The following is an 11,676-nucleotide window of genomic DNA, read 5'->3' on the forward strand; positions in this document are numbered from 1 at the left end:
ATAAGCCGCGCGGACTATAACACACCTTTACTTTGGAAAGATATCTAAAGGTACATATAAAGGATATTCAATAGGACAGATTATAATATTGGCAAAGCCCACACAAATAAGGCCACTTTAACCCCATCAATGATACCAATTAATACACACTATTTATTCAAATAACCCAAGAAAACCTTTAAGTAAAAGCCGATTCAACAGATCAAATTCCTTGAAAACCCTAAGGCTTGGATTTTGTCTTTTATTTGACCAATTTTTGTAGTTATAGTTTCATATGAAGGCTATAAATGGTTCAAATGAACCCGGCAAACGGGTCTGAATTTATTCTTTCGATACTTTACCTACAGGGAGTTATCTCTATGTTAAAACGTACTCTTACTGCCATTGGTGCATTTTCGTGCCTGGCAACAATCAGCGTGGCTCATGCTGCGACGGAAGTTCAATGGTGGCACGCTATGGGCGGTCGCCTGGGCGAAGTTGTTGACGAAATTGCCGTTAAATACAACGAAAGCCAAAGCGAATACAAGCTCGTACCAACCTACAAAGGTGGTTACGAAGACACAATGACAGCTGGTATCGCTGCATTCCGCGCCAAGCAACAGCCGCATATCCTTCAGATCTTTGATGCCGGTGCAGCAACTATCATTAACGCCAAAGGTGCGACTGTTCCTGTTGCCGATCTGTTGGCTGAACATGGCGACGGCTTCAACAAAGAAGACTACATCGCTGGTGTACGTAACTTCTATGCTGATTCCGATGGCAAGATGATCGGTATGCCGTTCAACTCTTCCACACCGCTTCTTTATTACAACAAAGACGCTTTCAAAAAAGCTGGTATCGCTAATCCACCGAAGTCATGGGAAGAATTTGAAGAAATTGCACCCAAGCTGAAAGAAGCTGGCTACATTGCGCTTGCACAAAGCCACAGCCCGTGGATTTTTACTGAAAACTTCCACAGCCGCCACAACCTTCAGATGGCGACAGCTAACAACGGTTATGACAGTACAGATGTAAAAATCATGTACAACAACCCAGAACTGAAAATGCACTGGGGCAAAGTCAAAGAATGGTTGGACAAAGGCTGGTACGGTTATTATGGCCGCGCATGGGGTGACAACCAGGATGCCTTCATCCAGCAGAAAACAGCTATGTGGCTAGGTTCTTCAGGCTCTTTTGGTGGCCTGACAAAGAGTGCTGAATTTGAATTCGGCGGTTCTTTCTTGCCATACTGGAAATCAATCATTGATGAGCCTAAAGGTACCTTCATCGGTGGTGCTGCGCTATTCACAATGGCCGGTCACGACGACGAGGAATACAAAGGCGTTGCCGACTTCATGAAGTTCCTGACCAGCCCGGAAATGCAGTATTTTTGGCACAAGGAAACTGGTTATGTGCCAATCACAAATGCAGCTTATGATCTTGCAAAGAGTGATGGTTACTACAAAACAACACCAGACGCTGAAATCGGTATTCTTCAGCTGAACCAGCCTGGTGGCGACTGGACGAAAGGCTATCGCCTTGGTTATTACGTTCAGATCCGTGAAGTTCTCTACAAACATTACGATGATATTTTCGCAGGAAAAACATCTGTTGACGATGCTTTCGCTAAAATCGAAGAAGAAAGCAACGATCTGCTAGAGCGCTTTAACGCGACCTATAACTAAGACTTGATTATGAGCGGCGGTCACTATGATCGTCGCTCATAGTTTTACGATGTTTACTATCGACGAATATGGAGCGCGCTTTCTGCTATGAAACGAGTTCAATTTAGCCACAGCCCGATACCCTATCTGTTTATCGCTCCACAAATTATTATCATTTGTATATTTTTCCTGTGGCCCGCTGCTCAGGCCATATACCAATCATTTTTGCTGGAAGATGCCTTTGGCCTTTCTTCACAGTTTGTCTGGTTCAAGAACTATAAAGACACCATCCTAAACGATGCCTGGCTTCAGTCCGCGGGTTTTACCCTTGTTTTTTCCTTTCTGGTGACGTTCCTCTCCCTTGCTCTTGCCATGTTGCTGGCCGTAAAGGCAAACGAAGCCATCCAAGGGGCTCGCACCTATAAAACATTGCTCATGTGGGCCTATGCCATCGCCCCACCAGTGGCCGGCTTGATGGGTAACCTGATGTTTAACCCCCTGATTGGTGATCTCTACTATTTCCTAAATGCCATGGGATGGGACTTTAACCATAAGCTTGATTCGTTTGATGCAGGCTTTGTTGTTGTATTGATCGCGGTCTGGAAACAGGTCAGCGTGAACTTCATTTTCTTCTTGTCCGGTCTTCAGGGTATTCCAAAATCAGTGATTGAAGCCGCGACAATTGATTGCAAAAGCAGTCTCCGCCGCTTCTGGACCATGACCTTCCCGCTTTTGGCCCCGACAACCTTCTTCCTTATAGTGATCAACATCACTTACGCCTTCTTTGAGACCTTTGGTATCATTGATACCACAACTGCGGGTGCTCCTGGTGGATCAACCAGCACCCTTGTTTATAAAGTTTATCTTGATGGCTTTAGAGGCAGCGATCTTGGGGGGTCATCCGCTCAATCTGTTGTTCTGATGCTTATGGTACTGGCACTAACTGTTATCCAGTTCCGTTTCATTGAACGCAAAATTCATTACTAGGAGGGATCAGAATGTTGAAACTTAATTGGCATGCGATCTCGGGACATCTGATCCTTATCCTCGGTGCAATATTCATGACAGCCCCCGTTTGGGTTGCTTTTATGTCATCGACACATTCTGCAGAAACTCTTTTCAGAGAAGGTCTGCAGGCTTGGCCGGGCGGACACTTCTTTGAGAACTACAACGAAGTTCTCTTTGTAGAAGGCGGCGTAATGAAACGTGTCACCGCTAGTATGATGCTTTGGAACAGCTTTATCCTTGGCATCGGTTTTGCGGTTGGGAAAGTCGTGATTTCAATGCTCGCGGCCTACGCCATTGTGTATTTCAGGTTTAGACTCGCAACACCGTTATTCTGGATCATATTCATGACCCTTCTCTTACCACTAGAGGTCAGAATTATTCCATCCTATGAAGTTGTTGCCGGTATGGGATTACTGGATACCCACACGGGGTTGATCCTGCCGCTCATTGCCTCGGCTACCGGAACATTCTATTTCCGACAATTTTATAAATCAGTTCCAGAAGAACTTCTTGAAGCAGCGCGCCTGGATGGTGCAAATGCCTGGCAGTTCTTTATCGATATTCTGGTTCCGATATCCAAAACTATGATCGCTGCGATCTTGATCATTATGTTTGTTGTTGGTTGGAACCAATATCTATGGCCCCTGATCATGACAACAAATGAAGACAATTACACCTTGGTCATCGGCATCAAGCAGATTTATCAGGTATTGTCCGAGGGCGGCGAACTCCCCCAATTCCAAAAAGCATATGCCCTGACCATTCTGGCCACCCTGCCCCCGGTAATCGTGGTGCTGGTATTCCAGAGCTGGTTTGTTAAAGGTTTGGTAGAAAGTGAAAAATAATGGCCGAAGTTAAGCTCACCAATGTTAATAAAGTTTACTCGAACGGTGCACACGCCGTCAGAGGCGTTAACATGGAAATTGCCGACGGTGAATTTATCGTATTCGTTGGCCCAAGTGGTTGTGGGAAATCAACACTGTTACGCATGATTGCCGGACTGGAAACCGTTACCGAAGGTGATCTTCACATTGACGAAAACCGGATCAATGATGTCTCCCCGGCGGAACGTAACGTCGCTATGGTTTTCCAGAACTATGCACTTTATCCCCATATGACCGTTCGCGGGAATATGTCTTATGGTTTGAAAAACCGTGGTGATTCCAAAGAAGAAATCGAAAAGAAAGTCATTGCTGCGGCAAAGACACTCCACATCGAAGATTTTCTGGACAGACAGCCGAACCAGTTATCCGGTGGTCAGCGACAGCGTGTTGCGATGGGACGTGCAATTGTCAGAAACCCCAAAGTATTCCTGTTTGACGAACCGCTCAGTAACCTTGATGCAAAACTGCGTGTACAGATGCGCATCGAGATCAAAAAGCTTCAACGTAAAATGGGCGTCACCAGTATCTACGTTACCCACGACCAGACAGAAGCCATGACACTGGCTGACCGTCTTGCGGTGATTAACAATGGTCAGATAGAGCAAATGGGTAAGCCTATTGAGCTCTATAAAGATCCCAAGACACTCTTTGTTGCCAGCTTTATCGGATCTCCCCAAGTGAACCTGATTTCAGTCCAGTATGACGGAAAACTTCTAAAGTCCGGTTCATTAGAGATCGGTGGATTTGACGGGCTGCCTATAGCCGAAGAGCTTGTACTGGGCCTGCGCCCTGAACACCTTCGCATTGACGATCAGGGCAAATTGGCAATGAAGATTGACCTTGTGGAACAACACGGCGCTGATAACTTGGTCTACGGTACACTTGAAGGTGCTAAAAACGAGGATGGTGATGATCTTGAGCTCTGCTTACGCCTCAACCAGGATCAGGAACCAACAATCGGGGAAACCATCAAACTTGGCTACGATCACAGCAATGCACTTGTTTTCAACAAAGAAACAGGTAAACGTTTGATCTAACCTCTTATTGGCCACAGATATCGGCGAAAAAACGGACACCACCTAGTCATGCGTCTGAGCGAGAGACAGAATCAAATACTGGAATGGACCAGCCGGGAAGATGCCCTTAGCATCGAAGACCTGTCCAACCATTTTCAGTTGAGTACTCAAACTATTCGCAAGGACATCAACGCCCTTTGTGAAACGGGATTACTCAGACGTGTGCATGGTGGTGTCTGTTTGCCTTCGGCCATTGAAAACCTGTCTTTCAGCACAAGACAGGTGATGAATGCTAAAAATAAAGATGAGATAGCGCAAGCTGTGGCCGACCAAATACCGGACGGTTCAACAATTTTTCTAGGCATAGGAACAACTGTTGGCTCTGTCGCTAATGCCCTGCTCAAGTATAAAAACCTACGTGTGCTAACAAACAACCTCAAAGCTGCGGCTGTTCTGTGTAACAACCAGAATATTGATACCCATGTTTCTGGTGGACGCCTAAGACATAGTGATCACGATCTGGTCGGCGTAGAAACAATTCGCTTCTTTTCATCGTTCAAAGCTGATTATGCCATCGTGGGAACCGGTGGGCTTGACCCAACTTACGGTATGCTGGATTTCAAACCGGATGAAGCACATGTAACACAATCTATTCTGGAAAATAGTCGCAAGAAAATTCTTGTTGCAGATAATACTAAATGGAACAGACCAGCAAACGTAAAGGTTGCCCCTTTTAAGGACCTGGATCTAATGGTGACGGATCAGTTGCCAGACGATAATACGCGCGTGCAATTGGAACTATCAAAACTAAAAATAAAAGAATGTAGTGTATAATCCAATATAGTTTCCCCCCAGCCGACTAGAGCGTTCTACATGACGGGGGGCGAGTCTTTTCCCAAGTGTCTGGTCCAAATTCCCTGAATAACACCCTTTGCTTTTAGCTTAAGAAACGTTGCGTTAAATTCTGTAATTAATCCCTGCCCATTCGGATGTTTTTTAGATATGACAAGGTGCTCTGTCGATGTTTTTAGCGGTACCTTTGATTCAGATATAATATCTTTTGCGTTATCTTTCCAAAGCTTATTCGCAGCAACCCAGGCAACAGACGGGCTAAGAACAACAAAGTCTGCACGCCCCGATGCCACCCCTTGCAAACAGTCCTCGACACTTTCAGCGCGGAACCGATTGATTTTTTTCGCCTTAATTAAATCTACAAGCTCAATTTCGGTCTTGTACCCCAACGGTTCACAGCCTGTCAGGCCGATCAAATCATTTGGTGAAGAATAATGATTTTGGCTTCCAGAGTTTTGGAAAACACTTAATTTCATGTGATGAACCGGATCGGAATAGAGGAATTTTTCTGCACGATCATCAGTATAAGCAAAAGGAAAGGTCGCATCACTGTTAAGGCGATCAACCCTTTTGAGCGCTCTATTCCACGGATAATAGCCCAAACTGACGCGATACCCCATTTCGGAAAAAACAGTCGTAACGATTTCAGTGATAACTCCACCACTGGGGGAACTAGGACTTGCATAGGGGGCATAATCAAATCCTGTGACTAACTTCACCTCTTTCGCAAAAGCTGTTATCGCACTGAAACAACTATGAAATAGCACAAATAAGAAGAGTAAAAATCTCATCCAAAGCCCAATGACCTGTTTCGAGGTAACTTAATAATATTGGAAATAGGTAAAATTATATTAAAGATTCTATAAAACGAAAAAGCCCCGAAACGAACAAACCCCCGAAAACGAAAAAGCCCCCGAAAACGAAAAAGCCCTGACATTTCTGTCAGGGCTTTGGGAAAACGTATTCTTGAACTGGATCATGCCTCGACAAGCCCAACCCGACGGCCATCCGGATCATTAAACAAACCAATCGTAGGGCCACCAGGAACATCCAGTGCCTCTAGAACAATCGTCCCCCCTTTTTCAACAACTTGTTTCAAGGTCTCTTCCACTGACGGTACTTCGACATAAAAGGTCAGATGCTCACCCGTATCGGCCATATCCTCGCCAATACCACCGTTAATACCCTTGTCATCGCTTTCGGTGTCAACCATGCCATAGTTCATAGGATTATCTGCATCAATATCCCAGCCAAAGAGGTCTCCGTAAAAGGCCTGTGCCTTTTCAGCGTCCTCGGAAATAATTTCAAAATGTACAACGGGACATCCCATTTATTTTATCCTTCTTGTCTTTTACGTGTTCAAAATATTTCAGGAACACCCAATAGTTCGTTTTTTCCCCCTGCGAGGACTTCTTCGAGACAATCCCAAGAACTTTTCCACCCTTTACGATGTTGATCCCATTGCTCTGCATCAGCAAAAATCTTTTGGGAAAACTCCATCAAAGTTTTCTTACCTTCATCATGAAGCAGTATTGTCACTTCTGTTTCATGTCCGCGAATTCCATTCTCGTCGATCCAGGCCCAGGTAAAAACCAGCTTGGAAGGATCTTCGATTTCGGTGTATACACCGCCAACCTGATTAGAAGAACAATCTCCGTCCGTGTTTTCCAGTGTCGTTTTCCACTGGCCACCAACCCGTAAATCGATCTCACAAGCACGACAGTCACACCCCTTTGGCCCCCACCAGGTTTTGAAAATCTCTGGCCGGGTTAGGGCTTTGAAAACTGTTTCCCTTGGCGCAGCAAAGCGTCGTGTAATTTCCAACGTCAAATCAGAAGAAGAAATATTATCAGAAAAATTGCCTGTATTTTTATATTCAGCCATCTACTCTGCGTCCTCCTCAGCGACTAACACCTTCAAGGTATCATCAAGCTGAGCAAAACTGCCTTCCCAAAAATGGCTGTAATGCTCTAGCCATTCAGAAGCCCCCTTCAAGGGTTTTTCCTGCAAAATACAACGACGTAACTGCCCATCCTTTTCCTTACGAATAAGCCCGGAACGTTCAAGTATTTTAAGGTGCTTTGTAATAGCCGGTGCAGACATTTCAAAGGGGGAAGCCAACTCCCCGACAGTTGCATCCCCCTTGGATAGCCTCAAAAGAATGGCTCGTCGTGTCGGATCAGACAGCGCAAAAAATGTATCGCTTAGATTATCCATACCATAACCAAAAAGAAAATTAACCCATTAGTTAAATATATCACTTATAAGCTAAGGTCAAATCATTCGCCCCATGCATAAACACCTTACATCTGGAACTTAGTTGCTTGAGGTGCACTGTTGAGAAGCTCGACAACAGCGATTAGGGATTGCCTTAATAAAGTGTCATCAATATTTGTAAGATTAATCCGAACACCGGATGGTGCTGAGACAGGATCGACAGCAAAGATACTCGAAGGCGAAACCCTGACCCCACGCAACCCCAATGTCTCGGCAAACTCTTCGGCCTTCCACGTATCTCTCAACGGGATCCAAAGATGTGACGTTGCCTCGTTGAAACGGTATTCGATTTCTGACAGGCAATCAGCTGCTTGCTTGAGCAAGTTAGCGGTAATCACATTTCGTTGGGTTTCAAGCTCACACGCCGTACCATCCTTAATCCAGTGACACGCAACCTCTGCCATCAGGGGGGGAGCCATCCAACTGGTCGTCTGACTTGCCGCTAGGAACTGAGACAACAGCCCTTGCGGCGGCATAAGAGCACCCACCCTTAACCCCGGCGAAATAGTTTTGGATAAACTGCTGATATACACAGTTCGTTCCGGGTTAAAGGCTGCAATCGGCTTGAAATCGGACTTTAGACTGCGCGGATTTACGTCATCCTCGATAACAAAAAAACCGTATTGGTCTGCCATTTTTGCTATTTCAGCAATTCGCGCTTCAGACATTGTGGCTGTGGTTGGATTATGGGCAAAGGGCATACAATAGAGAGCTTTGACAGAATTTCTAAGGCAAGCTTGCTCGACAGATTGCGGTACCAGTCCGCCCTCGTCCAAAGCAACAGGAACCAGATTGATGCCAAAGAAGCGCGCGTAGTTCTTGATACCTGGATAGGAAAGTTCCTCTACCAGCACAGTATCACCAGGAGATGTCAATGCCCCCAAGGCTGTGGTCAATGCCTGTTGAGCGCCGCCTGTAATAATCAGACGACCAGGGTTCGCTGCAAATCCTCGTCCACCAAGCCATTCACACAAGACTTCACGGTGACGTAACAATCCCTGGCTCTGGCCATATTCAAGCATTCCATCAAGGTTGCTATCTTTGCCAATCTCGATCAACGAACGTCTTAGCTGTGCCTCTAGATTAATAAAGGGCGGCGTGTTACGGCTGAGGTCAACGGCCCCTGTTTCATCCAACCCGTCCTGTTTATTTTGTTCATGATCCCTGTGGGAACGAACAAAGCTTCCACGTCCCGTTTGCTTGACAAGTAAACCCCGCTGTTCCGCAAGATCATAGGCCCGTAATATAGTTCCCACAGTAACACCCAGTTCATCAGCAAGGTCACGCATGGGGGGAAGCTTCTCACCCTCGGCAAGTCGCCCCTGTTCAATATCGATCGCCAAACAATCAGTTATGGCGCGATAGACAGGCAGTTTAGAATCAAGATTTTGTGGAACCCACATTGTTACCCCAACAATGTTTTTGTTGACTAGAACAATAATAAGAACATTATTCTATGAAATACTACAACAATTTATATTGTTACCATAACAATATGAGGAAATTATGACCGTTCTAAGCATCAATCTAAACAAAGTTGCCCTGTTACGTAATCAGCGGGATATCGACTACCCAAGCGTTACCGGAATGGCAAAAATAGCCTTGGCAGCTGGTGCAGGCGGTATAACAGTCCACCCCAGACCGGACCAGCGACATACCCGTAAATCGGATGTTTATGAGCTATCTAAAATGCTTCGCGAGGAATATGGGGCGCCGATTGAATTCAATATCGAGGGAAATCCGACCGAAGAATTCATGCAGCTCGTGGCTGATACCAAGCCTGAGCAGGTGACACTGGTTCCCGACGATCCAGACCAAAATACATCTGATCATGGCTGGGATATTCGCACCAACAAAGACAGGCTCAAAGAGATTGTTGATCGGCTTCACGCGCAAAATGCGCGCGTGTCTGTTTTCATTGATCACGATCCAGATGTTGCCCTTGCCGCAGCAGAAATAGGGGCTGATCGTGTTGAGCTTTATACTGGCCCCTACTATGAATGCTTCTTTAGGGATGATCGTGAACAGGTACTTTCCTTGTACAAGAGCACAGCGATTGCCGCACGTGATTCTGGCCTAGGTGTAAATGCAGGTCACGATCTAAATCTGGATAATCTGGCGCATTTTTTACAAGCAATCCCCTGGACCGATGAAGTGTCGATTGGCCATGCCCTCACTGCGGACGCCCTAATCTATGGAATGGATGGTGCGATCAAGGCTTACCTTGCTGAGATTGCAAAGAAATAAAGGACAAATAAGATACCTGGCCTGTATAGTCCAAGGCCATAGCTATACAGTCAGGTAGCTTTTAGATTAAACTGTTGGCTATAAGTAATTTGCTGGGAATGTATCCGTGAGGCATCAGACCAAATGACTTCCAAATCACTGCCCGTTAATGTCGCAACAGCATATGAAAACTATCCTGCAAACCTTCGTAACAAGCTATTAGACCTTAGAAAGATAATTCTGGATACAGCAGCCAGTATCCCAGATGTTGGTCCTATCGAAGAAACCTTAAAATGGGGACAGCCAAGCTTTCTAACCACAAAGTCTAAAAGCGGCACAACAATTCGTATTGATAAGACGGGCGACGATCAGGGGCAATATGCCCTTTATGTTCATTGCCAGACCACCCTGCTGGATCAATTCAGAGAACTCTATCCAACTGAATTTACATATAGCGGTAACCGGGCAATCCTGTTCAACGAGCAAGATATTATAGCGAAACAAGCGCTACAGCATTGTATTTCTCTGGCTCTGACCTATCATTTAAATAAGAAATAACGTCAGATATATTACATCAGAGATATTTTGTAATCTCTTTCAGCTCGTCCAGAGTTTGGCTCGATTGAGGATCATGATCCCCTTGCCCCAAACAGTGATCAATATGATCATGGATTAAGAGCCTCTTGGCTTTAATCACGGCTTTTTCGACGGCATACAATTGTTGCGCCACATCAACACAAGACCGTTCATTTTCCAGCATCTCCATAATCTTGTGCATGTGTCCATGCGCCCGTTTAAGACGGTTTATAACCTGCTTATGGGATGTGTGCTGTGTTGACATGTTTTCTGCCGTCTCTTGTAAAAGGGTATTCTGAATAGCAAGATTTTATCACGACATAAAGAAAAAGCCGGAGACAAGACAGCTCCGGCTTTTTCTGTGCTTGTAATCAAACCGTTATCAGTCAAATACGGCAGCAATTTCACCAGAAGAAACGCCTTCTTTACTATTGCGCAGATTGTTATAGGTCACAGCGCCAACAATCAGGAAGAAAGTGGTTGTGATAACCTGCACCACAGTCGAGATAACAATGGCAATGACATTCAAGCTCGTCCCAACAAAGAAAATTGTGATAAAGTTACTAATGAATCCTAGTACAATAGCGATTAACATAATAACCAGGAAGAGTCCCAGGATGGACCAGCGATTGCCTTTGGTAAGATCTGCACTTCGCCCAAGGCTTGCAAAGATACCAGGACGCTCGACAACCACAACAGGGATCACAACAAAAAAGCATATCGCCGCAAAAATACCGGGAACGACCAGTAATACTGTACCGAGAAGAATGATAACATAAGCCAGCAGGCCGGATAGGATGACAGGAACCAAAACACTCAGACTTTTAGAAAGACATTCGCCAATACTAATATCACGCCCAGTAATATCCAGGAAAACACCGTAAACGACAGCAGCAGCAGAGGCAAAAGACAGAATTGTGGAAACAATCATAATCCAGACAAACTGGTTGCTATAGGTACTTAAAACGATTTCGGGATTTTCAACACTCGCTGTAAACAATCCCGAAGAGACAGACCAAATCAACATAGGCAGTTGAAAGATCAACACGATTAGATTCAACGGAATAAACCGCTTCATGAGAATATTAAAGGTTGTCCCCAAGGTATCGCCAAGACTGAATTGCCCCGCGACATTCTCATTAAAGTTACTCATATTACCCCCTCAGATAATAAAATAATTTAAGTTATAGAATA

At 45.1% G+C, this 11,676-nt stretch carries 14 protein-coding genes; 7 read left to right on the forward strand and 7 right to left on the reverse strand.

Annotated elements, in window-relative coordinates:
- Positions 1-359 precede the first annotated feature (359 nt).
- The 5 genes from WH95_RS10655 (at position 360) to WH95_RS10675 (ending at position 5,385) form a co-directional block, all read left to right on the forward strand.
- On the forward strand, positions 360-1,664 hold the full coding sequence (locus WH95_RS10655) for an extracellular solute-binding protein (RefSeq protein ID WP_046506725.1): 1,305 nt from the start codon (positions 360-362) through the stop codon (positions 1,662-1,664).
- A gap of 87 nt (positions 1,665-1,751) precedes the next feature.
- Complete coding sequence (locus tag WH95_RS10660) at positions 1,752-2,630, forward strand: ABC transporter permease subunit (protein WP_046506728.1); 879 nt, start codon at positions 1,752-1,754, stop codon at positions 2,628-2,630.
- 11 nt (positions 2,631-2,641) lie between these two features.
- Positions 2,642-3,496 carry a sn-glycerol-3-phosphate ABC transporter permease UgpE gene (gene ugpE, locus WH95_RS10665; protein WP_046506731.1) on the forward strand — a complete coding sequence of 285 codons (855 nt, stop codon included), beginning with the start codon at positions 2,642-2,644 and terminating at the stop codon, positions 3,494-3,496.
- Complete coding sequence (ugpC, locus tag WH95_RS10670) at positions 3,496-4,572, forward strand: sn-glycerol-3-phosphate ABC transporter ATP-binding protein UgpC (protein ID WP_046506734.1); 1,077 nt, start codon at positions 3,496-3,498, stop codon at positions 4,570-4,572. Before ugpE ends, ugpC begins: the two co-directional genes overlap by 1 nt.
- A 48-nt stretch (positions 4,573-4,620) precedes the next feature.
- Positions 4,621-5,385, forward strand: a complete 765-nt coding sequence (locus WH95_RS10675; protein WP_046506737.1) for a DeoR/GlpR family DNA-binding transcription regulator — start codon at positions 4,621-4,623, stop codon at positions 5,383-5,385.
- Between the two features lie 35 nt (positions 5,386-5,420).
- On the opposite strand, the gene WH95_RS10680 is transcribed toward WH95_RS10675, so the two are convergent.
- The 5 genes from WH95_RS10680 to WH95_RS10700 form a co-directional block, all read right to left on the reverse strand.
- Positions 5,421-6,122 (reverse strand): substrate-binding periplasmic protein, encoded by a 702-nt coding sequence (locus tag WH95_RS10680; RefSeq protein ID WP_157845939.1) that lies wholly within the window; start codon positions 6,120-6,122, stop codon positions 5,421-5,423.
- Positions 6,123-6,379: 257 nt separating this feature from the next.
- Positions 6,380-6,733: a VOC family protein gene (locus WH95_RS10685; protein WP_046506742.1), complete on the reverse strand. Its 354-nt coding sequence runs from the start codon at positions 6,731-6,733 to the stop codon at positions 6,380-6,382.
- Between the two features lie 29 nt (positions 6,734-6,762).
- On the reverse strand, positions 6,763-7,287 hold the full coding sequence (locus tag WH95_RS10690; protein ID WP_046506745.1) for an SRPBCC family protein: 525 nt from the start codon (positions 7,285-7,287) through the stop codon (positions 6,763-6,765).
- On the reverse strand, positions 7,288-7,620 hold the full coding sequence (locus tag WH95_RS10695) for an ArsR/SmtB family transcription factor (protein WP_046506746.1): 333 nt from the start codon (positions 7,618-7,620) through the stop codon (positions 7,288-7,290).
- Between the two features lie 86 nt (positions 7,621-7,706).
- Complete coding sequence (locus WH95_RS10700; protein ID WP_052741938.1) at positions 7,707-9,083, reverse strand: aminotransferase-like domain-containing protein; 1,377 nt, start codon at positions 9,081-9,083, stop codon at positions 7,707-7,709.
- Positions 9,084-9,186: 103 nt separating this feature from the next.
- Here WH95_RS10700 and WH95_RS10705 point away from each other — a divergent pair, with 103 nt between their 5' ends.
- Both WH95_RS10705 and WH95_RS10710 read left to right on the forward strand, forming a co-directional pair.
- Positions 9,187-9,927 (forward strand): pyridoxine 5'-phosphate synthase, encoded by a 741-nt coding sequence (locus WH95_RS10705; RefSeq protein WP_046506750.1) that lies wholly within the window; start codon positions 9,187-9,189, stop codon positions 9,925-9,927.
- 123 nt (positions 9,928-10,050) lie between these two features.
- Positions 10,051-10,464 (forward strand): DUF1801 domain-containing protein, encoded by a 414-nt coding sequence (locus WH95_RS10710; protein WP_046506753.1) that lies wholly within the window; start codon positions 10,051-10,053, stop codon positions 10,462-10,464.
- 16 nt (positions 10,465-10,480) lie between these two features.
- Here WH95_RS10710 and WH95_RS10715 read toward each other — a convergent pair whose 3' ends face one another.
- Together WH95_RS10715 and WH95_RS10720 are read right to left on the reverse strand one after the other, a co-directional pair.
- Complete coding sequence (locus WH95_RS10715; RefSeq protein WP_046506756.1) at positions 10,481-10,747, reverse strand: metal-sensing transcriptional repressor; 267 nt, start codon at positions 10,745-10,747, stop codon at positions 10,481-10,483.
- A gap of 117 nt (positions 10,748-10,864) precedes the next feature.
- Positions 10,865-11,635, reverse strand: coding sequence for a hypothetical protein (locus WH95_RS10720; protein ID WP_046506759.1), 771 nt, complete (start codon positions 11,633-11,635; stop codon positions 10,865-10,867).
- Positions 11,636-11,676: the final 41 nt, after the last annotated feature.

Source organism: Kiloniella litopenaei (assembly GCF_000982415.1).
Classification (GTDB): domain Bacteria; phylum Pseudomonadota; class Alphaproteobacteria; order Kiloniellales; family Kiloniellaceae; genus Kiloniella; species Kiloniella litopenaei.

What these genes read in the sequence shown, in the direction of transcription:
- WH95_RS10655 (WP_046506725.1), top strand. Translation starts at nt 360, where the DNA reads ATGTTAAAACGTACTCTTACTGCCATTGGTGCATTTTCGTGCCTGGCA.
- WH95_RS10660 (WP_046506728.1), top strand. Translation starts at nt 1,752, where the DNA reads ATGAAACGAGTTCAATTTAGCCACAGCCCGATACCCTATCTGTTTATC.
- ugpE (WP_046506731.1), top strand. Translation starts at nt 2,642, where the DNA reads ATGTTGAAACTTAATTGGCATGCGATCTCGGGACATCTGATCCTTATC.
- ugpC (WP_046506734.1), top strand. Translation starts at nt 3,496, where the DNA reads ATGGCCGAAGTTAAGCTCACCAATGTTAATAAAGTTTACTCGAACGGT.
- WH95_RS10675 (WP_046506737.1), top strand. Translation starts at nt 4,621, where the DNA reads ATGCGTCTGAGCGAGAGACAGAATCAAATACTGGAATGGACCAGCCGG.
- WH95_RS10685 (WP_046506742.1), bottom strand. Translation starts at nt 6,733, where the DNA reads ATGGGATGTCCCGTTGTACATTTTGAAATTATTTCCGAGGACGCTGAA.
- WH95_RS10690 (WP_046506745.1), bottom strand. Translation starts at nt 7,287, where the DNA reads ATGGCTGAATATAAAAATACAGGCAATTTTTCTGATAATATTTCTTCT.
- WH95_RS10695 (WP_046506746.1), bottom strand. Translation starts at nt 7,620, where the DNA reads ATGGATAATCTAAGCGATACATTTTTTGCGCTGTCTGATCCGACACGA.
- WH95_RS10700 (WP_052741938.1), bottom strand. Translation starts at nt 9,083, where the DNA reads ATGTGGGTTCCACAAAATCTTGATTCTAAACTGCCTGTCTATCGCGCC.
- WH95_RS10705 (WP_046506750.1), top strand. Translation starts at nt 9,187, where the DNA reads ATGACCGTTCTAAGCATCAATCTAAACAAAGTTGCCCTGTTACGTAAT.
- WH95_RS10710 (WP_046506753.1), top strand. Translation starts at nt 10,051, where the DNA reads ATGACTTCCAAATCACTGCCCGTTAATGTCGCAACAGCATATGAAAAC.
- WH95_RS10715 (WP_046506756.1), bottom strand. Translation starts at nt 10,747, where the DNA reads ATGTCAACACAGCACACATCCCATAAGCAGGTTATAAACCGTCTTAAA.
- WH95_RS10720 (WP_046506759.1), bottom strand. Translation starts at nt 11,635, where the DNA reads ATGAGTAACTTTAATGAGAATGTCGCGGGGCAATTCAGTCTTGGCGAT.